Source organism: Palleronia aestuarii (assembly GCF_003253995.1).
GTDB lineage: Bacteria > Pseudomonadota > Alphaproteobacteria > Rhodobacterales > Rhodobacteraceae > Palleronia > Palleronia aestuarii.
The window spans coordinates 191502-215674 of the sequence record NZ_QKZL01000004.1; the positions used below are offsets into that span (position 1 = coordinate 191502).

The following is a 24173-nucleotide window of genomic DNA, read 5'->3' on the forward strand; positions in this document are numbered from 1 at the left end:
CCATCTGCCTGATCTTTCGGCACGTGCCGTCCGCTTGATCGAATGCGCGTGAAAGGCGGTTGCTCATGATCGATTTCTGCGCGTAAGGTGCCTGCCAACCGCGGCATGCCGAAGGATCGCGGGAGCCAGGGACGATCCCAGACATGGAGAGGCGAATGCCCGACAGGCCCGAGCCTGTGCTCGACGTGAGGGACCTGAAAACCGTGTTCAAGACCCGCACGGGAGAGGTCCACGCGGTCAATTCGATCTCCTTCGACCTGAGACCCGGCGAGCTTCTGGGCGTGGTCGGAGAATCGGGATCGGGCAAGTCGGTGACGATGATGTCGCTCATCGGCCTTCTGCCCTCGCCGCCCGCGCAGATCCGCGGCGGCACCGTCACCTTCGAGGGGCGCAACCTGCTGACGGTCCCGGAAGCCGACCTGCGCAAGATCCGCGGCCGCCGCATCGGCTTCGTGTTCCAGGACCCGATGACCTCCCTCAATCCCGTCTTCACCGTCGGCGACCAGATCATCGAGCCGATCCGCAAGCACATGCGGCTCGACCGAAAGGCCGCCCGCGCCAGAGCGCTCGAACTGATGCAGCTCGTGGGCATCCCCGATGCGGCGCGCCGGCTTACGGATTATCCGCACCAGTTCTCTGGCGGGATGCGGCAGCGCGTGATGATCGCCATCGCGCTCGCCTGCGATCCCGATATCCTCATCGCCGACGAGCCCACCACCGCGCTCGACGTGACGATCCAGGCACAGATCCTCGACCTCGTCCACGACCTGCGCGAGAAGCTCGGCATGGCGATCGTCTGGATCACCCACGATCTTGGCGTGATCGCCGGCATCGCCGACCGGGTCATGGTCATGTATGGCGGGCAGGTCGTGGAGCAGGCCCCGGTCAAGGAACTCTTCGCCCGGCCGCGCCACCCCTATACCCGCGCGCTTCTCAAGACGATCCCGTCGGTCCGGGGCGCCCGCGCGCCGAAGCTCACGGTGATCGAGGGGCAGCCGCCGATCCTCGGCGCCGCGCCCGAGGCCTGCTCGTTCCGCGACCGCTGCCCGTACCGCTTCGCGGCCTGCGACGCGGCCAATCCGCCGCGCTTCGAGGTCGGCCCCCGCCACGACGCCGCGTGTTTCTGGAATTTCGACCGCGACGCGCCGCGCGACGCGGCGCCCGCCGGAGAAGCCCTGAATGCTTGACGCACAGCCTCGGCCCGATGGCCGAAGCCTCGTGGAGATCCGCGACCTGCGGATGTGGTTCCCGATCCGAACCGGCCTGCTGAAGCGCCATACCGGCAACGTGAAGGCCGTGGACGGCGTGAGCTTCGACATCCGGGAGGGCGAGACGCTGGGTCTCGTCGGCGAATCGGGCTGCGGCAAATCGACCTGCGGGCGCGCGATCCTGCGCCTCTACGAGATCACCGGCGGGTCGGTGAAGATCGACGGGCAGGAGATCGGCGATGCCGGTCCGAACACGCTGCGCCGGATGCGCCCGACCATGCAGATGGTGTTCCAAGACCCGCAGGCGAGCCTCAATCCCCGCATGACCGTCGCCCGCATCATCGGCGAGCCGCTCGACGAGCACACGAAGATGTCCCGGCGCGAGAAAACGGCGAAGGTCCACGATCTGATGGACCAGGTCGGGCTCAACCGCGCCTTCGCCGACCGCTACCCGCACGAATTCTCCGGCGGCCAGCGGCAGCGCATCGGCATCGCCCGCGCGCTTGCGCTCAACCCGAAATTCATCGTCTGCGACGAGCCCATCGCCGCGCTCGATGTCTCGATCCAGGCCCAGGTCGTGAACCTCCTCGAGGAGCTGCAGGCCGAGCTCGGCCTCACCTACCTCTTCATCAGCCACGACCTCTCGATGGTGCGCCACATCGCGACCCGCGTGGCGGTGATGTATCTCGGCAAGGTGGCCGAGCTCGCGCCCCGCGAGGAGCTCTACGGAGAACCGCTTCACCCCTATACGCGCGCCCTCCTCTCCGCGGTGCCGGAGCCCGACCCGGAAGCCATGGGCGGGTCGAACCGCACGATCCTGAAGGGCGACGTGCCCTCGCCCTCGAACCCGCCGGAGGGCTGCAACTTCTGCACCCGCTGTCCCGACGTGATGGAGGTCTGCCACCGCGTCGATCCCGAATTCCGCCAGGTGCGCCCCGGACGCTGGGTCGCCTGCCACCTCTTCGAGGAGGGCGCGTCGTCGCCCTCGAACCGAGCCGATACCGAAAGCATGGGAGATACCGCATGAAGTTGAGAACAATCCTCCTGGGGGCCGTGGCCACCCTGGCGATGACCCCCGCCCTCGCGCAGGAAACCGGCGAGCGCGGCCGCAACGGCCAGCTCAACATCATCTACTGGCAGGCGCCCTCGACGCTGAACCCGTTCCTGTCGGGCGGCACCAAGGAGGTCGAGAGCGCCTCGCTGATCCTCGAGCCGCTCGTGCGCTTCAACGAGACGGGCGAGATGGTGCCGTTCCTCGCCACCGAAATCCCGACGGTCGAGAATGGCGGCGTGGCGGAGGACTACACCTCGATCACGTGGAACCTGAAGGAAGGCGTGACCTGGTCCGACGGCTCGCCGCTCACCGCCGAGGACGTGGTCTTCACCTGGGAATACTGCACCCATCCCGAGGGCGGCTGCGCGCAGAGCTCCTATTTCGACGGGGTCGAGAGCGTCGAGGCCGTGGACGACACCACCGTCCGCGTCAACTTCACCGAGCCGAAACCCTTCCCCTACACCGCCTTCGTCGGCTCCGAGAGCCCGATCCTGCAGAAGGCGCAGTTCCAGGATTGCCTCGGCTCCGCCGCGCCCGGATGCACCGACGCGAATTTCGGGCCGATCGGCACCGGCCCCTTCGTCGTCACCGATTTCCGCCCCAACGACGTGATCCGGCTCGAGGCCAACGAGAATTACCGCGAGGAGGGCAAGCCCGCCTTCGCGACCGTCAACTTCAAGGGCGGCGGTGACGCCGCGGCCGCCGCGCGCTCGGTGCTCGAGACGGGCGAGTACGACTACGCCTGGAACCTGCAGCTCGCCCCCGAAGTGCTCGACGAGATGGAAGCCGCGGGCAACGGCGTGGTCGTGGCGGCCTTCGCCACCTCCGTCGAGCGTCTGCACATGAACCAGACCAACGCCGACCCGTCGCTGGGCGACATGCGGTCCGTCTACGACGACGGCAACAACCCGCACCCGTTCCTCACCGATCCGCGGGTGGGCCAGGCCATGTCGATGGCGATCGACCGCCAGCTCCTCGTCGATATCGGCTACGGCGAGGGCGGCCGGGTCACGTGCAACGTCCTGCCCGCGCCGGAGGCCTATGCCTCGACCGCCAACGACGATTGCGTGAACTTCGACATGGAGGGCGCGATGGCGCTCCTCGACGAGGCCGGCTGGACCGACGAGGACGGCGACGGCGTGCGCGAGAAGGACGGGCAGCGCCTGTCGGTCCTGTTCCAGACCTCCACCAACGCCGTGCGCCAGGACGCCCAGGCGATCATCAAGCAGTTCTGGAACGAGCTCGGCATCGAGGTGGAGCTGCGCAACGTCGACGCCTCGGTCTTCTTCGGCGGCGATCCCGGCAGCCCCGACACGTTCCAGAAGTTCTACGCCGACGTGGAGATGTACACCAACAACTTCGCCGGCGTGGACCCCGAGGCCTACATGGCCAACTGGGCCTGCTCGCGCATCCCGACGCCGGAGCGTCAGTGGCAGGGCGAGAACATCCAGCGCTTCTGCTCGGAGGAATACGACGCCCTCGTGCGCAAGATGTCGAACACCGCCGATCTCGAGGAGCGCGGCAACCTCGCCAAGCAGATGAACGACATGCTCATGCAGAGCTACTCGCTCATCCCGCTCGTCTGGCGCGGCAACCCCGCGGCGCACGTGAACTCGCTCGGCGGCGTCCGGATGAACGACTGGGACAGCGAACTCTGGAACATCGCCGACTGGTACCGCATCCAGGAATGAGGCGGTCGCGGTGCCGGTCGGGTCGGGTGCGCTTCGCCGCCCCGGCCATCCGGCCGGCACCTTCCCCCGGCCCGGGGCGGCGATCCGCATCGCCCCTCCCCCGGAGCCGGGGCCCCGCGGAACGGGGTGACGACCCACGCGCCCGCGCGGACCGATCCCGCACCGGCATCCCGCTTTTTTCGAGGACCAGCCCATGCTGACCTTCACGCTCCGGCGCGTCCTGATCTCGATCCCGACGCTCCTCGTCATCGCCTTCGCGATCTTCATGCTGCTCGAGCTCGCCCCCGGCGATCCGACCGCGCAGCTCCCGCTCACGATCCCGCCCGAAGTGCGCGAACAGATCCGCCAGTCCCTGGGCCTCGGAGAGCCGCTGCCCGTCCGCTTCGGCAAATGGCTGATACAGTTCTTCTGGGTGGAGCCGCTGCACATCATCAACGGCATCTTCGGCACCGATTTCGCCGAAGGCGCGCAGCGGGTGCTGTCGTGGCAGACGCGCTCCCCGGTCATGGACATCGTCTGGCAACGGATGCCGCAGACGCTCTGGGTCGTCGGCATGTCCTACATCGTGGGCGTGGCCATCGCGCTGCCCATCGGCATCTATTCCGCCTACAAGCAGTATTCCGTCTTCGACCAGGCCGGCACGTTCGTGTCGATGATCGGCTATTCGGTCCCGCCCTTCTTCTCGGGCGTGCTCGTGATCGTCATCTTCTCCGTCAAGCTCGGCTGGTTTCCCTCGATCTACGACACGACCCACGTCGTGAACGACTGGGACAGCTTCGTGGTGCAGCTGCGGCAGATGATCATGCCGGTCATGGTGCTCGCCCTCCAGACCACGGCGCAGATCTCGCGCTTCATGCGCGCCTCAATGCTCGACAATCTCGGGCAGGACTACGTGCGCACGGCCCGCGCCAAGGGCATGTCGGAACGCTCCGTCGTGCTGCGCCACACGCTCAGGAACTCCATGATCCCCGTCGTCACCGTCATCGCTCTGGGCGTGCCCGGCATCTTCGGCGGTGCCATCATCACCGAGCAGGTGTTCAAGGTGAACGGGATCGGACAGCTTCTCATCACCGCGATCCAGGCCAACGACCTGCCGATGGTGCAGACGCTGACCTTCATCTTCGCGATCCTGATCGTCCTCTTCAACCTCATCGCCGACGTGCTCTACGGCGTGCTCGACCCGAGGATCCGCTATGACTGACCGCGCCGAGGACGCCCCCGTCGCGGGCCACGAGGAGACGCCCGTCGCGGCCAACCCCGTTCAGGCCGCGCAACCCCAGAACGTCTCGCACGGATCGCGCAGCCAGTGGCTCGACGTCTGGGACCAGTTCCGCACCCACAAGGGCGCGCTGGCGGGGGCGGGCTTCTTCGTCTTCATCCTGCTCGCCGTGACGCTGGGCCCGTATCTCTGGATCTACGACCCGACCTATATCGACATCCGGGCCCGCAATACCGGCATCTCCCTCGCCCACCCGCTCGGCGCCGACCAGCTCGGCCGCGACATGCTCGCGCGGATGATCGCGGGCGGCCGCACCTCCGTCTCCGTCGGCGTCACCGCGATGGCGCTGGCGCTGTTCCTCGGCACCCTCATCGGCGTTCTTGCGGGCTATTTCCGCAAGCTCGACGGCCCGCTCATGCGGTTCACCGACCTCTTCCTCGCCCTGCCGCTCCTGCCGCTCCTGCTCGTCATGGTGTTGCTCTTCCGCGAGACGCTGTCGGCGAATTTCGGGCCGGAGACGGGGATCTTCCTGCTTATCGTCGTGGGGATCGGCGTCACGTCCTGGATGCCGACCGCGCGGATCGTGCGCGGCGACGTGCTCGCGCTGAAGGAACGCGAATTCGTCCTCGCCGCGCGCTCCATCGGCACCCCCGACCGGCGGATGATCACCCGGCACATCCTGCCGAACGTGCTGTCTCCGATCATGGTCTCGGCCACGCTCGGCATCGCCAACGCCATCATTACCGAAAGCGCGCTGTCGTTCTTGGGCCTCGGCTTTCCGCCCGATTACCCGACCTGGGGCCGTCTTCTCTACGACGCGACCGATTACCTGCAGCAATATCCCGAGCGGGTGATCTGGCCCGGCGCCGCGATCTCGCTCACCGTGCTAAGCGTGAACTACATCGGGGACGGGCTGCGCGACGCGCTCGATCCGCGGATCCGGGGGCGCTGAGGGTTCAGTCGATGGCCTCGCGGATGCGGCGCACCGCGAACCAGACCACGGCGATCACGATGGGGGTCAGGATCGCCGTGCCCATCGGCTTCGACAGGCCGATGGCTTCCATGACCGGATAGGCCATGTAGGACGCGAGGTTGAGGGCGTAGTAGCTGATCGCCACGACCGACAGCCCCTCGACCGTGCGCTGCAGCCTGAGCTGCAGATCCGCGCGCCGGTCCATGCTCTCGAGTAGCGCCTGGTTCTGCGCGGAGCGCTCGACATCGACGCGCGTGCGCAGCAGGTCACCCGCCCGGAGCGCGCGCTCCGACATCTGCGTCAGCCGTTCGCGCGTGGCCACCACGGTCCGCATCGACGGGTCGAACCGGCGCATCATGAATTCCCCGAAGGTCTGGCGCCCCTCGAACCGCGTTTCCCTCAGCACCGCGATACGCTGGTTGACGAGCGCCTCGTAGGCGCGCGTGGCCCCGAACCGGAACGAGGTCTGGGCGAGGATCGTCTCGAGTTCCGCCGATACGCCGAGCAACGCCTTGAGCGTCGCTTCCGGCCGCGTCACGTCGCCGGTCATGTCGTCCATCAGCCGGGTGAGGTCGCGGTCGAGCCGTCCGAGCGTGCCCGACATCTCCCGGACCCGCCAGAGGCCCAGCATCGACATGGCCTTGTAAATCTCGATCTCGCAGAGCCGCTGCACGATGCGCCCGACCCGCCGCTCCCCGATCCCGGGGTCGGTGAAGACGCTCATCCGCATGTGACCCGCCGTGTCGATGCGGAAATCGCTCGCGATGAGCGCCGAGCCGTCGAAGACCTCGCTCATCGCGAGGCTCTCCGGCACGAACCACGCGTCGAGGCGTCGCCGCACCACGTCGTCGTCGGCGGGCCTCTCCTCCACGCGGATGAGGACGGAGGTGATGCGCGCGCCCGGCGCCTCCCGCAGCCAGGCATCCGGAAAGACCTCGAAGATCTCGGGATCGAAGGCACGCTCCGTCGCGCCGTCGGCGAAGACCGTATAGGTGACGAACTCGGTATGCTGCTCCCACTTGAGCTGGTGGCGCCCGATCGCTCCGAACCAGTGGGTCGCATCCTCCTTCGGATGCTGCGCGCCATACCTGTCGAGGAGCGAGATCAGGTGCGCCCGGTCCCGGCTCCGGTCGCGCCCCGCCGCGTTGCGCGGCTCCTTGATGGCGAGGCAGGCCGCGACGCAAGGCGCGTCGAGCGCCGGAAAGGGCCGCGCGTGAAGCTCGTTCGACAGCTTGTAGCGAAGCGGATGGTCTTCCACGGGCGGCATCGGCGCAATCTCCCGACGCGCGGGGCGGGGTGCCGCGCGACCTCCCAAGGGGCCGCGCGGCGCGTCCTTCTACTTCTTCGCCGCCGCGGAGGCCTTCTTCGCGGCATCCTCGACCTGCTTGACCGCGTCCTTGACCTGCGACTGCATGTCCTCGGCCGCCTGCGCATTGGCCGCGCGCGCGTTCTCGGCCATCTTGCGCATCATGCCGAGGGCTTCTTCCACGGCCTCGTTCATCGCCGCGGTCTTGGCCTTCATGGTCTCCGGCCCGGCCGTGTCCTCCACCCATTCGTATTGCTGCCGGGCGGAGAGCGTCAGCTTCTCGAAGATCTCCATCTGCTTGTCGAGGAGGTCCTTGTAGGCTTCCGCGGCGGAGCGGTTGGCCTCCGCCATCGCCTCGAAGTTCCGCTGGTTGGCCTTGATGATGCCTTCCATGTCGAACATCTGGGCCTGCGGTTGCTGGAACATCTGCATCATCGCCTGCGGGTTCCACATCCGCTGCATCGCCTCCGGATCGAAGGCCGTAAACATCGACCTCATGTCGTAGGGGTTGTTCTGCTGGGCCATTCTTGTCCTCCCTCTTTTATTTCTTCTTCGGCGGCATCAGGTCCGTGATCGTTCCCTCGAACATCTCGGCCGCGAAGTTCACCGTCTCCGACAGCGTCGGGTGCGGGTGGATCGTGTGGCCGAGATCGACCGCATCCGCCCCCATCTCGATGGCGAGCGCCACTTCCGAGATGAGATCGCCCGCACTCGTCCCCACGATCGCCGCGCCGATCACGCGGTCGTCCTCGGGATCGAAGAGCAGCTTGGTGATCCCCTCGTTGCGTCCGTTCGACAACGACCGGCCGGACGCGGCCCAGGGGAAGACGCCCTTCTTGTACTTCGTCCCGTCCTTCTTGGCCTGCTCCTCCGTCACGCCGCACCAGGCGACCTCCGGATCGGTATAGGCGACCGACGGGATGACCCGCGCGTCGAAGGCACGCTTCTCGCCCGCACAGACTTCCGCGGCGACCTTGCCCTCGTGCACGGCCTTGTGCGCCAGCATCGGCTGGCCCACCGTGTCGCCGATGGCGAAGATGTGGCTCACGTTCGTGCGCTGCTGGTGATCGACGTTGATGAAGCCCCGGTCGGAGACCTTCACCCCCGCCTTCTCGGCATCGATCCGGCCCCCGTTGGGCGTCCGGCCCACGGCCACGAGCATCTTGTCGAACGTCTCGGAGGAGGTCTCGCCCTTCTCGTCCTCGAACGTGACCTTGAGGCCCGATTTCTGTGCCGTCACCTCCGTGACCTTGGTCTTGAGACGGATCGCCTTCAGCCGCTTCTCCATCCGCTTGTGGAGCGGCTTCACGATGTCCTTGTCGGCGCCGGGCAGGATCTGGTCCATCATTTCCACGACCGTCACCTCGGAGCCGAGCCCTTCGTAGACCGTGGCCATCTCGAAGCCGATGATCCCGCCGCCCAGGACGAGCATCTTCTTCGGGATCGGGTCGAGTTCGAGCGCGCCCGTGGAGGTCACCACGCGCGGATCGTCATGCGGCACGAAAGGCAGCTTCACCGCTTCCGATCCGGCCGCGATGATGCACTGGTCGAAGGTGACGGTCTGCTTGCCGTTCTCGCCCTCCACCTCGATGGAGTTCTTGCCGCTGAACCGGCCGAACCCCTCGACGATCGTGACCTTGCGCTGCTTGGCAAGGCCCGCGAGACCGCCGGTAAGCTGCTTGACGACCGAATCCTTCCAGCCCCTGAGCTCACCCGCATCGACCTTGGGCTTGCCGAAGCTGATCCCGTGGGCGCCCATCTCCTCGGCCTCCGCCACGACCTTCGCGGCATGGAGAAGCGCCTTCGACGGGATGCAGCCCACGTTGAGGCAGACGCCGCCGAGCGAGGAATAGCGCTCGATCAGCACGACCTTCTTGCCGAGATCGGCGGCGCGGAACGCGGCGGTGTAGCCGCCCGGGCCGGAGCCCAGCACGACGACCTCGCCATGCACGTCGCCCGAACCGGCCTTGGTGCCGTCGGAGGCCACGGGCGCGGGCGTGTCGTTCTCCTTCTTCGCGTCGGGCTTGACCGACCCGCCCTCGGGCGCGCCCTTCTCGGGCGTGTCGCCGTCCTCGGCCACGTCGAAGACCATGATGACGTCGCCCTCGGTGACGGTGTCGCCTTCCTTGACCTTGATCTCCTTGACCGTCCCCTCGTTCGGGGACGGCACCTCCATCGTCGCCTTGTCGCTCTCGAGCTCGATCAGCGGGTCTTCCTTGGAGACCTTGTCGCCCACCGAGACGAGCACGGCCACGACCGGCACGTCCTTGAAATCGCCGATATCGGGAACCTTGATGTCCATGAGGGGCCCCTTACAGCATCAGCCGCCGGGCATCGCCCAGCAGGTATTTCAGGTGTGCCGCGAACCGCGCGGCGAGCGCCCCGTCGATCGCGCGGTGATCGTAGCTGAGCGACATCGGCAGCATGTTGCGCGGTTCGAACTCCGACCCGTTCCAGACGGGCTTCATCGAGGACCGCGTGAGGCCGAGGATCGCCACCTCCGGCGCGTTGACGATCGGGGTGAACGACGTGCCGCCGATCCCGCCGAGCGACGAGATGGTGAAGGTCGCGCCCTTCATGTCGTCGCCCTTGAGCTTGCCGTCGCGCGCGGCGGAGGAGAGCGCCATCAGGTCCTTGGAGATCTCCACGATCCCCTTGCGGTCGGCGTCCTTGATCACCGGCACCATCAGCCCGTTCGGCGTGTCCGCGGCGAAGCCGATATTGTAGAAGTCCTTCTTGATCAGCTTGTCGCCATCGGGATGGATCGACGAGTTGAACTGCCAGTGCTTCCGGAGCGCCGAGACGCTCGCCTTGATGACGAACGACAGGAGCGTGACGCGGTAGCCGTCGGCCTTGGCCTCCGTGTCGAGCTCCTTGCGGTACTTGTCGAGCTCGGTGATGTCCGCATCCTCGTTATGCGTGACATGCGGAATGTTGAGCCAGGAGCGGTGCAGCGCGGGGCCGGAGATCTTCTGGATCCGCGACATCTCCACCTCTTCGACCTTCCCGAACTTGGAAAAGTCCACGGCAGGGATCGGCGGAATGCCGGAGCCACCCTGGGCGGGCGCGGATTGCGCGGCGGCGGGCGCGGCCTGGCCCTTCAGGGCCTTCTCCACGTCCTCGCGCAGGATGCGGCCCTTGCGGCCCGACCCGTTGATCTCGCGCAGATCGACATCCACGCGCCGCGCGAAGGCCCGCACCGACGGGGAGGCATGGAACTTCGACGACCCGGTATCGACCACCGCGTTCGAGGCGGGCGCGTCGCCGCCGCGATTGCCGTAGCCCTCCGACGAGGAGTCGCCGCTCGATGTCTCGCCGCCGGACTCGTTGCTGCCGGCCTCCTCGGCGGCCTTCGCGTCGGCCTTCTCCTGCGCCGCGTCGTCGCCGCCGTCGTCCTCGGCGCCGCCCGCGTCGTCGCCGCCTTCATCCTCGGCCTCGACGAGCAGGATCACGGTTCCCTCCGACGCGCTGTCGCCTTCGCTGAGCTTGATCTCGGTCACCTTGCCCGCATGCGAGCTCGGCACCTCCATCGTCGCCTTGTCGCTCTCGAGCTCGATGAGCGGGTCTTCCTTGGCGATCGTGTCGCCCACGGAAACCAGGACGGCCACCACCGGGACGTCGTCGAAATCACCGATATCGGGGACCTTGACCTCTGTTGCCATGCTCTCTGTCTCTCTCCTGATTCCGTGTAACTCAGACCAGCCGCGGGTTCGGCTTGTCCCCGTCGATCTCGTATTTCTTCACGGCCTTCTGCATGTCCGATTTGCTCACGCTGCCGGCCTTGTAGAGTTCCGCCATCGCCGCGGCGGCGATGTGGTTCGCGTCCACCTCGAAGAACCGGCGCAGGTTCTCGCGGCTGTCCGAACGCCCGAACCCGTCGGTGCCGAGCACCGTGAACGGCTGCTCGACGAAGCCGCGGATCTGCTCGGCGAGGTTCTTCACGTAATCGGTCGCGACGATGATCGGCCCCTTCGCCTCCTTGAGCGTCTGGGTGACGTAGGGCACGCGCGGCTCATCGAGCGGGTTGAGCCGGTTCCACCGCGCGCAATCCTGCCCCTCGCGGGCGAGCTCGTTGAAGGACGTTGCCGACCAGATGTCGGACGTCACGCCGAAATCCTCCTTCAGCATCTCCGCTGCGCGGATCGCCTGCATGAGGATCGTGCCCGATCCCATGAGGTTGACGTGCTTCTTGCCGGGCTTCGCGGTCTTCGAGAAGCGGTAGAGCCCCTTGACGATCCCCTCCTCGGCGCCCTCCGGCATGTCGGGATGGACGTAGTTCTCGTTCATCAGGGTGATGTAGTAGTAGACATCCTCCTCGTTGCCGAACATCCGCTGCATCCCCGACTGCACGATCACCGCCACCTCGTAGCCGAAGGTCGGGTCGTAGGAGATGCAGTTCGGGACCGTGCCCGCGAGGATGTGGGAATGCCCGTCCTCGTGCTGCAGCCCCTCGCCGTTCAGCGTCGTGCGCCCCGCGGTGCCGCCCAGCAGGAACCCGCGCGCGCGTGAATCGCCCGCGGCCCAGCAGAGATCGCCCACCCGCTGGAAGCCGAACATCGAGTAGAAGATGTAGAACGGCACCATCGGCACGCCGTGGTTGGAATAGGACGTCGCCGCCGCGATCCAGTCGGCCATCGCGCCGGCCTCGTTGATCCCCTCCTGGAGCACCTGGCCGTCCTGGCTCTCCTTGTAGTAGGACATCTGGTCCCGGTCCTGCGGCGTGTAGTTCTGCCCCAGCGGGTTGTAGATGCCCACCGACCGGAACAGGCCCTCCATGCCGAAGGTGCGGCTCTCGTCGGGCACGATCGGCACCACGCGCTCGCCGATCTTCTTGTCGCGGAGCAGCGTCGTCAGGATCCGCACGAAGGCCATCGTGGTGGAGACCTCGCGCTCGCCCGTCGATTTCAGCTCGCGTTCGAACTTGTCGAGGCCCGGCACCTCGAGCTTCTCCTCGCCGCGGAACCGGCTCGGGAACGGCCCGCCCAGCGCGTCGCGCCGGTCGGCGAGATAGGCCTTCTGCGCGTTGTTCAGCGTCACGAAGGGCGCCTTGGCGATGTCCTCGTCCTTGACCGGGATCTGGAACCGGTCGCGCATCGCCTTGAGCTGATCCTCGTCCATCTTCTTGGACTGGTGCGCGGTGTTGGCGCCCTCGCCCGCCTTGCCCATGCCGTAGCCCTTGACGGTCTTGATGAGCAGGCAGGACGGACGGCCCTCGGTCTCGACGGCGCGCTTGTAGGCGGTATAGACCTTCTGCGCGTCATGACCCCCGCGGCGCAGCGCGAAGACCTCCTCGTCGGTCCAGTCCTCGACCAAAGCGGCGGTCTCGGGATACTTGCCGAAGAAATGCTCGCGGATATAGGCGCCGTCGCGCGACTTGAACGTCTGGTAGTCGCCGTCGAGCGTTTCGTCCATGAGCTGGCGCAGCTTGCCGGACGTGTCGCGCTCCAGCAGATCGTCCCAGCCACGGCCCCAGAGAACCTTGATGACCTCCCAGCCGGAGCCCCGGAACGAGCCCTCGAGCTCCTGCACGATCTTGGAATTGCCGCGCACCGGCCCGTCGAGCCGCTGGAGGTTGCAGTTGATGACGAAGATGAGGTTGTCGAGCCCCTCGCGCGCCGCGATGTTGATCGCGCCGAGGCTTTCTGGCTCGTCCATTTCCCCGTCGCCGAGGAAGGCCCAGACCTTGCGGTCGGACTTCGGGATCAGGCCCCGGTTCTCCATGTATTTCATGAACCGCGCCTGATAGACCGCCATCAGCGGGCCGAGACCCATGGAGACGGTCGGGAACTGCCAGTAATCCGGCATCAGCCAGGGATGCGGATAGGACGATAGGCCCTTGCCGCCGGTCTCCATCCGGAACTGCGACAGGTCCTCTTCGCTGATACGCCCCTCCATGAAGGATCGCGCGTAAATCCCCGGAATCACGTGTCCCTGGAAATAGACGAGGTCGCCGCCGTGCTTCTCGGACCGGGCCCGCCAGAAATGGTTCAGGCCGAGGTCGTACATCACCGCCGAGGAGGCGAAGGAGGAGATGTGCCCGCCGATCCCGTCCGACGACTTGTTGGCGCGCACGACCGTAGCCATCGCGTTCCAGCGATTGATCGACCGGATCCGCTTCTCCATCTCCGCATCGCCCGGGATCTCCACGAGATCGTCGGCGGGGATCGTGTTCTGGTAGGGCGTGGTGGAGGAGAACGGAAGCTGCGCGCCCGCCGCGCGGGCCTGCGAGACCGCCTTGTCGAGCAGGTAATGCGCGCGATCCGGGCCGTCGCGGGCGATCACGTCCTCGATCGCCTCCTTCCATTCGTTGGATTCGACGGGATCGATATCTGCCGAATTGTCCTTCATCGCGCATCTCCTTCGCGGCGTGCCGTTGCGAAGGGGGCGCGTGCACCGGTCGAAACCGGCTCCGCATCGAGACCGCTCCCCCCGCTCCGGCTCTCTCTTACCGAAACGTCCTGCCCCTCCATCACGTTCCCCTGCACGCTGCGGTTGACAGCACGCGGAAAGGGTCGCGAGATCGGGTCCGAATATCTTCTCATCGACCCTCTAGTCACACCAATTCCGGACGGATGACCAGACACTTCCGTCGCTGCTCCTGCGAAGGAGAGGGCTTTTCTCATGCGGCAGCGCGGCATCGACGGCCCCCGTCCGGTTTCCCCGCAGCATGGGTCGCGCGGTCCTTCCCATCGTCCGGCCGCCCCCCTATAGGGGGCGCGTCCCCTATGCAGCGGAGGCCGTCCCATGCGCAGCGCGAGCGTCACCCGAAAGACCGCCGAGACCGATATCACCGTGATGGTCGATCTCGACGGGACCGGCAGCATGGACATGGCCACCGGCATCGGCTTCTTCGACCACATGCTCGACCAGCTCGCGCGCCATTCGCTGATCGACATGAAGGTGAAATGCGCGGGCGACCGCCATATCGACGACCACCACAGCGTGGAGGATTGCGGCATCGCGCTCGGGCAGGCGTTGAGGGAGGCGTTGGGCGACAAGCGCGGCATCCTGCGCTACGGGCAATGCGCGCTGCCGATGGACGACGCCCTCGTCACCTGCGCGCTCGACCTCTCGGGGCGTCCGTTCCTCGCCTGGAACGTCCCCTTCCCGACGCAGAAGATCGGCAGCTTCGACACCGAACTCGTGCGGGAATTCTTCCAGGCGTTCTCGACCCATGCCGGGATCACCCTCCACCTCGACCTCGTCCGGGGCGTCAACAGCCACCACATCGCGGAGGCCGCGTTCAAGGCGGTGGCGCGCGCGCTCAGGCAGGCGGTGGAATCCGATCCGCGCCGCGCCCACCACGTCCCCTCGACGAAGGGTGCGCTCTGATGGCGCACCGCGCAACGTCCGGTGCCTGTCACGACGCGCGGTGTACGATGTACATCCGTTCGGTGCACGATGTCGGCACGGGCGGTGTACGTCCGCCGCACCCGGGATGCACGGGGGCTGCACGCTCGCTGCACGTGCCGTGTACGCCCGGTGTACGTCCCGTGTACGCCTCGGGCCGCCGATGCTGACCGTCCTCATCGATACCGACAGCGGCAATCTCCATTCCGCCGAGAAGGCGTTCCAGCGCATGGCGCGGGAAACGGATGCCGGCACGGTCCTCGTTTCGGCAAACCCCGAGGACGTGGCCCGCGCCGACCGCGTGGTCCTGCCCGGCGACGGTGCCTTTCCCGCCTGCCGCGCCGCCCTCGTGCGCGACCGCGAAGCCCTCTTCGAGGCGCTGAACGAGACCGTGGAGATACGCGGCCGCCCGTTCCTTGGCATCTGCGTCGGCATGCAGCTCATGGCCCGCAAGGGCTTGGAATACCGCGAAACTCCGGGCTTCGGCTGGATCGACGCGGAAGTGGTCCCGATCGCGCCCGCCGACCCCGCGCTGAAGGTCCCGCACATGGGCTGGAACGACCTGGTGATCGACCGGGACCACCCGGTCCTCGCGGGCCTCGCGACCGGCGATCACGCCTATTTCGTCCATTCCTACCACATGGAGATGACGTCGCCCGACCAGCGCCTCGCCCATGTCGAATACGGCGCGCCGCTGACCGCGATCGTGGCGGACGGCCTTAAAATCGGCACCCAGTTCCACCCGGAAAAGAGCCAGGCGACTGGCCTGCGCCTGATCTCTAATTTCCTCGACTGGCGCCCCTAAGTCCCTGATTCCGCTAGCGGATCGGCAGCCCTTCGTAACATTCGTAGACATGCTGGAACCGGCCGCTGCGCAGCTTGACGGTCGCGAGATAGACCGCCGTGGTGCCCCGCGTGAGGCACCGCTTCTGCGCCCGGTCGAGCGTGATGTCGTTGGGCTCCGGCGTCGCGAGATAGGTCTCCACGCTCACGCGGTTCGAGGTGGGCCGCGCCACGCGCTCGTCCACCTCGGCGCCACCGCAAGCCGCGACGGCCACCAAGGCGATTCCAGACATCAATGCGCGCGACATGAACGATCTCCCATCCCGCGCGCATCCTGACCCGATAGGATTAAGCAGGTCTTTACGACGACGCGGTCGCTCAGCCCTTGAGGAACAACACGAGATCCGCGTTCAGCTTCTCGGCATGCGTGGCCGTCAGGCCATGCGGCGCACCCTCGTATTCCTTCAGTTCCGCGCCGTCGATCATCTTGGCGGCCTGCCGTCCCGCAACGTCGATGGGCACCACCTCGTCCCCGGTCCCGTGGATGACCAGCGTCGGCACCTCGAAGGCCGCCATGTCGGGCCGGAGGTCGGTCTTTCCGAACGCGTCCACGCAGTCGAGCGTGGCCTTCGGGCTGGCCATCATCGCCATCGACCATGTCCAGTGCAGCATCCCGTCGCTGACCCCGCCGCCCTCGGTCCCGTTGCCATAGAAGCCGGTGAAGAAGTCCTGGAAGAATTGCGGACGGTCGGCGCGGATCCCGTCCTTCATGCCCTGGAACACGCTCGCATCGACGCCATCGGGATTGTCGTCGGCCTTGCCCATGAAGGGTGCGATGCTCGAGACGAGAACGGCCTGGCGCAGCCGCGCATTGCCGTGGCGGCTCATGTAGCGCGAGACTTCGCCGCCTCCCATGGAGAAGCCTACGACGGACACGTCCCGCAGGTCGAGCGCGCTGATGACCGAACTCAGATCGTCGGACATCGTGTCGTAATCGTATCCCCGGAACGGCTGCCCGGACCGTCCGAAGCCCCGCCGGTCGTAGCTGATGACGCGGAAGCCCGCCTCCGTCAGCGCCATCGCCTGATGCTCCCAGCTGTCGGCATTGAGCGGCCAGCCGTGGATCAGCACCACGGGCCGTCCCTCGCCCCAGTCCTTGACGTAGAGCTCCGTGCTGTCGGCGGTCTTCACGATTGGCATGGCGTGTCCTCTCCCACTGTGTTGCAGGGGTAACGAAACAGGCCGCGCCGCGTTCCTTACTGCACCCGGACCCATGTCTGCGACGAACAGATGAGCCCGCCCGCGACGCAACCGCGCAGCTTCAGCCGGTCGCCCTGGAGGTTCATCTTGCCCAGGTAGATCTTGCCGTTCGACGGCCGCCAGACCCGCCCCTCATAGGCGCCGCCGCCCACCGGTTTCATGTCGCGCACCAGCACCTTGCCGCGCTCGTCGGACGCGAATTCCCCCCGCGAGTCGAAGGTTCGCGCGATGACCCCGCAGATCAGTGCCCCGCACGGCGCCATGCGGATATGGGCGTAGGCCCCGTCGTCGACCTCCGTCTGCCAGACCCCCTCCACTGGATCGGCCACGGCAATTCCCGCGGAAACCATCATCAGACAGATCGCCAATAAGATGTGTCGCATCACGCGCTATCCCGTTCCACATGTGCGATCGTGGCGCCACGACCGTTCGCTCGGCAAGTCTGACGTCGGGTCGGGTTGAGCTTCTCCCCGTGCCGATGCAAAAGGCCGGCGCCACGGCTTGAGGAGAGCCCCGATGATCCTTTATCCCGCCATCGATCTGAAGGACGGTCAATGCGTCCGCCTTCTGCGCGGCGACATGGCGCAGGCCACGGTCTTCGGTGACGACCCGGCCGCACAGGCGAAATCGTTCCGCGAGGCGGGATGCGCCTGGCTCCATCTCGTCGACCTGAACGGCGCGTTCGAGGGGCATCCGGTCAACGCCGCGGCGGTCGAGGAAATCCTCGACGCCGTTGACATCCCGGTGCAGCTCGGCGGCGGCATCCGCGACATGGAGACGATCGAGATGTGGCTCTCCAAGGGATTGGCGCGGGTGATCCTCGGGACAGCCGCCGTGGAGAATCCGGGCCTTGTGCGGGAGGCCGCCAGCGCGTTCCCGGGCCAGGTCGCGATCGGGCTCGACGCGCGGGCGGGCAAGGTCGCGACACGCGGCTGGGCGGAAGCCACCGTGCTCAATGTTACCGATCTCGCTGAAAGCTTCGAGGATGCGGGGGTGGCCGCGATCATCTACACCGACATCGACCGCGACGGCGCGATGGAGGGCCCGAACGTGGCCGCCACCGCGGCACTTGCCCGCGCGACGCAGATACCCGTCATCGCCTCTGGCGGCGTGTCGAGCCTCGACGATCTCGTGGCGTTGAGCGAGACCGGCGTGATCGCTGGCGCGATCTCCGGCCGCGCGCTCTACGACGGGGCGATCGAGCTTGGCACGGCGCTCTCGACGCTCAATTGCCGCGCCACCTGACCGGCCCGGATCAGCCCGATCCGGACGCCGCGTCCGCGAAGTTCCGCATCGCGTCCTCCATCCGTCCGAGCGCCTCGAGGTCGTCGCCCATGTCGAGATCGTCGAACGTGTCCCCGATCTCCTCGTAGGCCACGCGGGTCTGCCCGTCCCCGTCGCTGTAGACCAGCATCTTCAGCGGCAGGAAGAGCCCCGCCTCGATATCCTCCTGCATCACCGGCGTGCCGAGCTTCGGATTGCCGAAGATCAGAAGCTCGCTCTCCGGCAGGTCCAACCCCGCATCGGACGCGCCGGCGCCGTGATCGATCCGCGCGAAGATCGTCGCGCCGGCCTCTTCCACCGCCGTTTCCAAGCGGTCCATCACCTCGACGACGCTTCCTTCGGCATTTCGCGTTTCGATATCCGACAATGCCGGGGTCGCGGCCAGGGCCAGGGTGGCGATCAAGATATGTCTCATGCTCGTCTCCTCCGTTTGCCCGGACCAACAGGGCGGGGGAATGGCGGTTCCGACTGGCGCCGGCCACGCCCGCGCGATAACCATCGCCTCATGCTGAAGACCCGCATCATCCCCTGTCTCGACGTCGCTGAAGGCCGCGTGGTCAAGGGCGTCAACTTCGTGGATCTCCGCGATGCGGGCGATCCCGTGGAGGCCGCGCGGGCCTACGACGCCGCCGGCGCGGACGAGCTCTGCTTTCTCGACATCAACGCCACGCACGAGAATCGCGGCACGATGTACGATCTCGCCACGCGCACGGCGGAGAGCTGCTTCATGCCGCTGACGATCGGCGGCGGGGTGCGCTCGCATCACGACGTTCGCGCGCTACTCCTCGCCGGGGCCGACAAGGTGAGCTTCAATTCCGCCGCCGTCGCCAATCCGGATGTCGTGGCGGAGGCCGCGGAGAAGTTCGGTTCGCAATGCATCGTCGTGGCGATCGACGCGAAGACCGTCGCGCCGGGGCGGTGGGAAATCTTCACTCATGGCGGCCGCCGGGCGACCGGCATCGACGCGGTCGAGTTCGCCCTGACCGTCGCGGCGAAGGGCGCGGGAGAGATCCTTCTCACCTCCATGGATCGCGACGGGACGCGGTCGGGGTTCAACCTGCCGCTCACCCGCGCCATCTCCGACGCCGTCTCCGTCCCCGTCATCGCATCGGGCGGCGTCGGCACACTCGATCATCTCGTGGAAGGCGTGACGGAGGGGGGCGCGAGCGCTGTTCTCGCCGCGTCGATCTTTCATTTCGGCGATTTCACGATCGGCGAAGCCAAGGCGCACATGCAGGCGGCCGGTATTCCGATGAGGATGACATGAGCGCCCTCGAAAGGCTCGCGGCCACGATCGAGGCGCGCAAGGGGGCCGATCCGGGATCGAGTTGGACCGCGACCCTCCTGTCCCGCGGGCCCGAGAAATGCGCGGAGAAGTTCGGCGAGGAATCGATCGAGGCGGTGATCGAAGCAGTGCGCGGGGATCCGGAGCGGCTCAGAGCGGAGGCGGCGGACGTGCTCTACCATCTCCTCGTCATGTGCGCCGCGCGTGGTGTGACGCTTGCGGAGATCGAGGCGGAACTTTCGCGTCGGGAGGGCGAATCCGGCCACGCCGAAAAGGCGCGGCGATGAGCCTCAGCCCCGCGATCGCGCCGATCCTTCTGCTCTTTCTCTCGAACGTCTTCATGACGTTCGCCTGGTATGGACACCTGAAGTTTCCGCACGCGCCGCTCGGGCTCGTCATCCTCGCAAGCTGGGCGATCGCGCTCGTGGAATATTGCCTGGCCGTGCCCGCGAACCGGATCGGGCATCGCGCCTGGTCGGCGGCGGAGCTGAAGACGATGCAGGAGGTGATCACCCTCATCGTCTTCTCGGGCTTCGCGGTGCTCTATCTGGGTGAGCGGCTGACCTGGAACCACGCGCTCGGCTTCGCTCTCATCGGGTGCGGCGCCGCGGTGATCTTCCTCAAGCCGCTCGGGAGCTAGCCGAGGCCGAGGCGGCGGTATTCGATTTTCGGGCAGCGATCCATCACGACCGCGACTCCGGCAGCGCGGGCGCGTTCGGCCGCCGCCTCGTGGACCACGCCGATCTGCATCCAGATCACCCTTGGGAGCGGATCGAGGTCCAGCGCCGCATCGACGATCTCGGGGACGTGTTCGGAGCGGCGGAAGATATCGACGATCTCGATCGGCCCGGGAAATGCGGAGAGGTCGGCAACGAGCGGATGGCCGAGGAAATCCTCGCCGACATGGACGGGATTGATACCGCGGACGTCGTGCCCCCGCGCCGTGAGGAAGGCGGAGACGTCGTGGCTCGGCCGCCGCGGATTGGTCGAGGCGCCGACACAGGCGATCCGTCGGGGCACGGACAGAAGGGCGTGAATTTCGTCATCGGTCATCAGGCGCTCCTCTCAAAAAAAATGCGCCCGGACAAGGCCGGGCGCAGTGCGGAACGAGGGACAGTATCAAATACACCGGTGTTCCGATCCGGCGCCATGCACGGAAGATGGGGCGCCACACCGGATGGGCAAAGTCAAGTCGCGAAACTGTGATACCGGCGAGTGTGTCTCAGCCGCCCATCCGCATTGCGTAGAGCGCGACCGCCGCGGCGTTCGACACGTTGAGCGATCCGAACCCACCGGGCGACCCGATCCGCACGAGCGTGTCGCAGGTCTCGCGCGTGCGGGACCGCAGCCCCGGGCCTTCCGCGCCAAGAACGAGCCCCAGGGCATGCGTTCCGCTCTGTGCCACGGCCGCGCCGAGCGTTGTCTCCGCCGCGCCGTCGAGTCCGAGATGGAGATAGCCCATCCGCCGCAGCTCCTCCATCGTATCGGCGAGATTGCCGACCCGCAGATAGGGCTGCCGCTCGAGCGCGCCCGAGGCGGACTTGGCAAGCGCCCCGGTCTCGGGCGGGGAATGGCGCTGCGGCGCGATCACCGCCTGCGCCCCGAACACCTCCGCCGAGCGCAGGATCGCGCCGACATTGTGCGGGTCGGTCACCCGGTCGAGAAGGACGAGGCAGGCGCGCTGCCCCTCCGGCGCCATCGCCAGATCGGCAAGCGGCCCCCAATCGAGCGGTCGCACCTCCAGCGCGGCGCCCTGATGCACCGATCCGGGATCGAGATCGACGGGGAAGCGGCGTGGATCGGCGGTCTCGGGCGTAAGACCGGAGGTCGCGATGGCCTCCGACAGCTTGGCCTCCGCGTTGCGGGTGACGACGAGCCGCAGCTTCTCCCGCCGTGGATTGAGCAGCGCATCGCGCACCGCGTGCAGGCCGAAGAGCCAGAGCGTCGCCCGCGCGGCGGCACGCTTCTGCTGTTCCTTCTCCACCACCCAGTCCGGTTTCCTGGCCATCCGCGTCTCCGTCGCTCCGTCCGCGCCGTATGGGAGGCGGGGACGGTGCCTTCAAGCGGATTGTGCCTTGACGACCCGGGACGGCAACGGTACCTCCGCGGCGCAGTGGGCGACAGGCCGCAAGGTGTGGCAGGGGACTGTAACTCCCTCGCGGAGACGCACGCCTGGTTCGATTCCAGGGTCGCCCACCACTTCACCGCATTCCGGACATCGAGGCTTCCTCCCGATCGGCCTGTCGTGTCCGTCCGACGAAAGCGCGAGGGGCCGCCCTCTGCCCGGAACCGTCACGATCTGCTCCTCCGCCCCATACTACCCGGCACCTGCATTTTCGAACCGGGCCCCGTGCGGAAGAGCTAAGTTCCGATCGGAAATTCCCTCCTTTGCTGGGTCGGCGCTTTTCTTGTGCCGAAGCTCTCGCTAGCGTCCCCGCATGACAGGGATCGGCCTCAGATGACGGTAACGACGCCGCTCGTTTTCGACGGGCACAACGACCTTCTCTATGCGCTGGGTCGGGAGGGACGCGGGACCGTCGGGCGCGTTCTTACCGGACGACGCGGCGCCATCGATCTGCCCAAGGCACGGGCGGGCGGCTTCGCGGGCGGGTTCTTCGCCGTCTATGTCCCCTCGCCAGAGGGCCTCGCCGACCGGTTCGAGGAGATGGAGAAGCCCGCCTACGACCTCCCCCTGCCCGAGGCGATCGACTGGCACGATGCATGGCCCGTCGCCCTGAGCCAGATGGCGATCCTCTTCGATCTCGAACGTCGCGGCGCGCTCCGCGTCTGCCGCAGCGTCGCGGAGATCCGCGAGGCGATGGCGCAAGGACAGATGGCGGCGGTCCTGCACATGGAAGGCGCGGAGGCGATCGATCCCGACCTCGACACGCTCGAGATCCTCTATCAGGCCGGGCTGCGGTCGCTCGGCCCCGTATGGAGCCGGCCCACGATCTTCGGTCACGGCGTGCCGTTCCGATATCCGTCCGACGGCGATACCGGCGAGGGGCTTACCGATCTCGGCGTGCGTCTCGTCCGGCGCTGCGACGCGCTCGGCATCCTCGTCGATCTGTCGCACATGAACATGGCCGGGTTCCGCGACGTGGCGCGTCATTCCTCCAAGCCGCTCATCGCCTCCCATTCGAACGCCCACGCGCTGAGCCCGCATGCCCGCAACCTCACCGACGGGCAGCTCGAGGCGATCCGCGACAGCGACGGCCTTGTCGGCCTCAACTTCGCGGTGGCCTTCCTCAGGAGCGACGGCCGGATGCTCCCGAACGTGCCGGTGGAGACGTTGCTGCGTCATCTCGACCATCTCATCGGCATCGTCGGCGAGGATCGCGTCGGGCTCGGCTCCGATTTCGATGGCGCGACGGTCCCCGATTGCCTGAAGGACATCGGTGCCCTGCCCGTCCTGCGCCGCGCAATGGCGGATCACGGTTTCGGCGCGGAGCTCATCGAGAAGATATGCCATCGCAACTGGCTCGCGGTTCTGGAGCGAAGCTGGGGCGGCTGATCCCGGGACGATCGGGACGAGGGCGAAACCACATCCACGATCGCGCCGAAACGGCGAGTCGGATGGTCGTACTGCGCAAGAGGAATGATGGTGGGTGATAAGGGATTTGAACCCCTGACATCTTCGATGTGAACGAAGCGCTCTACCACTGAGCTAATCACCCATCGAGCGGCTCTTTATCGCCTCGGACCGGACCTCGCAAGCCCCGTGAGGGCGGAATAGGTCGCCCGGCGCTGGTCTTCCGTCGGGGCGGGTGGCAAAGCCTAGCCGACCCTCATCAGTGGAGTTTACCCATGCGCGCCCTCGTCACTGCCCTCCTCCTCGCTCCCGTGCCGCTCGCGGCGCAGGTGATCGATGACACGCCCCGGATCGCGGTGATGTCCGCCTTCGCCCCGGAATGGAACGTCCTGCAGCAAGGCATCGAGAAGGCCGAAACGCACACGATCAACGGCAACGACTTCATCGCCGGCACGCTCGAGGGCAAGGACGTGCTGCTCGTCCTTTCGGGCGTCAGCATGGTCAACGCCGCGATGAACACCCAGATCGCGCTCGACCGGTTCACGGTGGATCGTATCGTCTTCTCCGGCATCGCGGGCGGGGTCGATCCGGCCTACGATATCGGCGACGTGATCGTCCCGGCACGGTGGGGCGAATACCTCGACGCAATCATGGCGCGGGAAACGGCCGACGGGTTCGAGATCCCGCCTTGGATGAGTTCCGCCTACCCCAATCTCGGTATGCGCTTCGTGCGTAACCAGACGGTACTGCGCGAGGGTCTGTCGGAACCGGAGTCGCGATTCTGGTTCCCCGTCGACCCCGACATGCTCGGCACCGCGCAAGAGGTCGCAGCGCGCGTCGTCCTGCCCGATTGCGCGGAGGACGGGAGCTGCCTCGAGGCGACGCCCGAGATCGTGGTGGGCGGCAACGGCGTCTCCGGCGCGGCCTTCGTCGATAACGCGGAACTCAGGACCTGGGCACTCGAGGCGTTCGAGGCACGGGTGCTCGACATGGAGAGCGCGGCGGTCGCGCACGTGGCCTATGCCAACGACGTGCCCTTCATTGCCTTCCGCTCGCTGTCGGATCTCGCGGGGGGCGGGGAAGGCGCGAACGAGATGGAGACGTTCATGGATCTCGCCGCGACCAACAGCGCCACGGTGATGCGCGCGTTCCTCGCCGCGCTCGACTGACCTGCGGAAACGAAAGGGGGCGCGGACTTCCCAGCCCGCGCCCCCTTCCTCGATCGCTT

The 24173-nt window shown here is 67.0% G+C and carries 24 protein-coding genes and 2 tRNA genes; 14 read left to right on the forward strand and 12 right to left on the reverse strand.

The genetic code is table 11. The annotated features are described in order from the left end of the window. The first annotated feature begins 155 nt into the window (after window positions 1–155). The 5 genes from LX81_RS06800 to LX81_RS06820 all read left to right on the forward strand — a co-directional run bounded on the left by LX81_RS06800 (window position 156) and on the right by LX81_RS06820 (window position 6124). Entirely contained in the window at window positions 156–1187 is a 1032-nt protein-coding gene (locus LX81_RS06800; RefSeq protein ID WP_111536545.1) for an ABC transporter ATP-binding protein, read from the forward strand. Beyond that, window positions 1180–2235 carry an ABC transporter ATP-binding protein gene (locus LX81_RS06805; protein ID WP_111536546.1) on the forward strand — a complete coding sequence of 352 codons (1056 nt, stop codon included), beginning with the start codon at window positions 1180–1182 and terminating at the stop codon, window positions 2233–2235. Before LX81_RS06800 ends, LX81_RS06805 begins: the two co-directional genes overlap by 8 nt. After that, window positions 2232–3953, forward strand: coding sequence for a peptide ABC transporter substrate-binding protein (locus tag LX81_RS06810; protein WP_111536547.1), 1722 nt, complete (start codon window positions 2232–2234; stop codon window positions 3951–3953). The genes LX81_RS06805 and LX81_RS06810 overlap by 4 nt, the downstream gene beginning before the upstream one ends. A 193-nt stretch (window positions 3954–4146) precedes the next feature. Further along, window positions 4147–5154 (forward strand): ABC transporter permease, encoded by a 1008-nt coding sequence (locus tag LX81_RS06815; RefSeq protein ID WP_111536548.1) that lies wholly within the window; start codon window positions 4147–4149, stop codon window positions 5152–5154. Beyond that, the gene (locus LX81_RS06820) at window positions 5147–6124 is read left to right on the forward strand and encodes an ABC transporter permease (protein WP_111536549.1); all 978 of its coding nucleotides are present in this window, start codon (window positions 5147–5149) and stop codon (window positions 6122–6124) included. Before LX81_RS06815 ends, LX81_RS06820 begins: the two co-directional genes overlap by 8 nt. A gap of 4 nt (window positions 6125–6128) precedes the next feature. Here the strand turns inward: LX81_RS06820 and LX81_RS06825 are convergent, their stop codons facing one another. From LX81_RS06825 to aceE, 5 genes are all read right to left on the reverse strand, one after another. Further along, entirely contained in the window at window positions 6129–7412 is a 1284-nt protein-coding gene (locus LX81_RS06825; RefSeq protein WP_111536550.1) for a DUF3422 family protein, read from the reverse strand. 69 nt (window positions 7413–7481) lie between these two features. Then, entirely contained in the window at window positions 7482–7976 is a 495-nt protein-coding gene (locus tag LX81_RS06830; protein WP_111536551.1) for a hypothetical protein, read from the reverse strand. Between the two features lie 16 nt (window positions 7977–7992). Then, a complete protein-coding gene (lpdA, locus tag LX81_RS06835) occupies window positions 7993–9753 on the reverse strand; it encodes a dihydrolipoyl dehydrogenase (RefSeq protein ID WP_111536552.1) in 1761 nt (586 codons plus the stop codon). Between the two features lie 10 nt (window positions 9754–9763). Continuing rightward, the gene (locus LX81_RS06840) at window positions 9764–11113 is read right to left on the reverse strand and encodes a 2-oxo acid dehydrogenase subunit E2 (protein ID WP_111536553.1); all 1350 of its coding nucleotides are present in this window, start codon (window positions 11111–11113) and stop codon (window positions 9764–9766) included. A 31-nt stretch (window positions 11114–11144) separates the two neighbouring features. Next, window positions 11145–13799, reverse strand: coding sequence for a pyruvate dehydrogenase (acetyl-transferring), homodimeric type (gene aceE, locus LX81_RS06845; protein ID WP_111536554.1), 2655 nt, complete (start codon window positions 13797–13799; stop codon window positions 11145–11147). Between the two features lie 396 nt (window positions 13800–14195). Here aceE and hisB point away from each other — a divergent pair, with 396 nt between their 5' ends. Further along, window positions 14196–14783 carry an imidazoleglycerol-phosphate dehydratase HisB gene (hisB, locus tag LX81_RS06850; RefSeq protein ID WP_111536555.1) on the forward strand — a complete coding sequence of 196 codons (588 nt, stop codon included), beginning with the start codon at window positions 14196–14198 and terminating at the stop codon, window positions 14781–14783. Window positions 14784–14964: 181 nt separating this feature from the next. Continuing rightward, complete coding sequence (gene hisH, locus LX81_RS06855) at window positions 14965–15606, forward strand: imidazole glycerol phosphate synthase subunit HisH (RefSeq protein ID WP_111536556.1); 642 nt, start codon at window positions 14965–14967, stop codon at window positions 15604–15606. 13 nt (window positions 15607–15619) lie between these two features. Here the strand turns inward: hisH and LX81_RS06860 are convergent, their stop codons facing one another. From LX81_RS06860 to LX81_RS06870, 3 genes are all read right to left on the reverse strand, one after another. Further along, window positions 15620–15892, reverse strand: coding sequence for a hypothetical protein (locus LX81_RS06860; protein ID WP_111536557.1), 273 nt, complete (start codon window positions 15890–15892; stop codon window positions 15620–15622). Between the two features lie 70 nt (window positions 15893–15962). Continuing rightward, a complete protein-coding gene (locus tag LX81_RS06865) occupies window positions 15963–16784 on the reverse strand; it encodes an alpha/beta fold hydrolase (RefSeq protein ID WP_111536558.1) in 822 nt (273 codons plus the stop codon). Window positions 16785–16840: 56 nt separating this feature from the next. After that, entirely contained in the window at window positions 16841–17227 is a 387-nt protein-coding gene (locus LX81_RS06870) for a DUF2147 domain-containing protein (protein ID WP_111536559.1), read from the reverse strand. Between the two features lie 133 nt (window positions 17228–17360). Between LX81_RS06870 and hisA the strand changes: the two genes are divergently transcribed. Beyond that, complete coding sequence (gene hisA / locus LX81_RS06875) at window positions 17361–18089, forward strand: 1-(5-phosphoribosyl)-5-[(5-phosphoribosylamino)methylideneamino]imidazole-4-carboxamide isomerase (protein ID WP_111536560.1); 729 nt, start codon at window positions 17361–17363, stop codon at window positions 18087–18089. Between the two features lie 10 nt (window positions 18090–18099). On the opposite strand, the gene LX81_RS06880 is transcribed toward hisA, so the two are convergent. Next, on the reverse strand, window positions 18100–18543 hold the full coding sequence (locus LX81_RS06880; RefSeq protein WP_111536561.1) for a DUF302 domain-containing protein: 444 nt from the start codon (window positions 18541–18543) through the stop codon (window positions 18100–18102). 90 nt (window positions 18544–18633) lie between these two features. Here LX81_RS06880 and hisF point away from each other — a divergent pair, with 90 nt between their 5' ends. From hisF to LX81_RS06895, 3 genes are read left to right on the forward strand one after another with little or no spacing between them, the layout of a single operon-like run. Beyond that, window positions 18634–19395, forward strand: coding sequence for an imidazole glycerol phosphate synthase subunit HisF (gene hisF, locus LX81_RS06885; protein WP_111536562.1), 762 nt, complete (start codon window positions 18634–18636; stop codon window positions 19393–19395). Beyond that, complete coding sequence (locus LX81_RS06890) at window positions 19392–19700, forward strand: phosphoribosyl-ATP diphosphatase (RefSeq protein WP_111536563.1); 309 nt, start codon at window positions 19392–19394, stop codon at window positions 19698–19700. Before hisF ends, LX81_RS06890 begins: the two co-directional genes overlap by 4 nt. After that, the gene (locus tag LX81_RS06895; RefSeq protein ID WP_111536564.1) at window positions 19697–20053 is read left to right on the forward strand and encodes a DMT family protein; all 357 of its coding nucleotides are present in this window, start codon (window positions 19697–19699) and stop codon (window positions 20051–20053) included. The genes LX81_RS06890 and LX81_RS06895 overlap by 4 nt, the downstream gene beginning before the upstream one ends. On the opposite strand, the gene LX81_RS06900 is transcribed toward LX81_RS06895, so the two are convergent. Together LX81_RS06900 and rlmB are read right to left on the reverse strand one after the other, a co-directional pair. Beyond that, complete coding sequence (locus LX81_RS06900; RefSeq protein WP_111536565.1) at window positions 20050–20466, reverse strand: CoA-binding protein; 417 nt, start codon at window positions 20464–20466, stop codon at window positions 20050–20052. The two genes, LX81_RS06895 and LX81_RS06900, sit on opposite strands and share 4 nt — an antisense overlap. Window positions 20467–20635: 169 nt before the next feature. Next, window positions 20636–21421 carry a 23S rRNA (guanosine(2251)-2'-O)-methyltransferase RlmB gene (gene rlmB, locus LX81_RS06905; protein ID WP_111536566.1) on the reverse strand — a complete coding sequence of 262 codons (786 nt, stop codon included), beginning with the start codon at window positions 21419–21421 and terminating at the stop codon, window positions 20636–20638. A gap of 107 nt (window positions 21422–21528) precedes the next feature. On the opposite strand from rlmB, the gene LX81_RS22130 reads away from it, so the two are divergent. Both LX81_RS22130 and LX81_RS06910 read left to right on the forward strand, forming a co-directional pair. Continuing rightward, window positions 21529–21612 (forward strand) — tRNA-Tyr (locus LX81_RS22130). A gap of 259 nt (window positions 21613–21871) precedes the next feature. Beyond that, window positions 21872–22927, forward strand: a complete 1056-nt coding sequence (locus LX81_RS06910) for a dipeptidase (RefSeq protein WP_111536567.1) — start codon at window positions 21872–21874, stop codon at window positions 22925–22927. 88 nt (window positions 22928–23015) lie between these two features. Here the strand turns inward: LX81_RS06910 and LX81_RS06915 are convergent. Further along, window positions 23016–23090, reverse strand: a tRNA-Val gene (locus LX81_RS06915). 130 nt (window positions 23091–23220) lie between these two features. Between LX81_RS06915 and LX81_RS06920 the strand changes: the two genes are divergently transcribed. Next, the gene (locus LX81_RS06920; RefSeq protein ID WP_111536568.1) at window positions 23221–24114 is read left to right on the forward strand and encodes a 5'-methylthioadenosine/S-adenosylhomocysteine nucleosidase; all 894 of its coding nucleotides are present in this window, start codon (window positions 23221–23223) and stop codon (window positions 24112–24114) included. Window positions 24115–24173 lie beyond the last annotated feature (59 nt).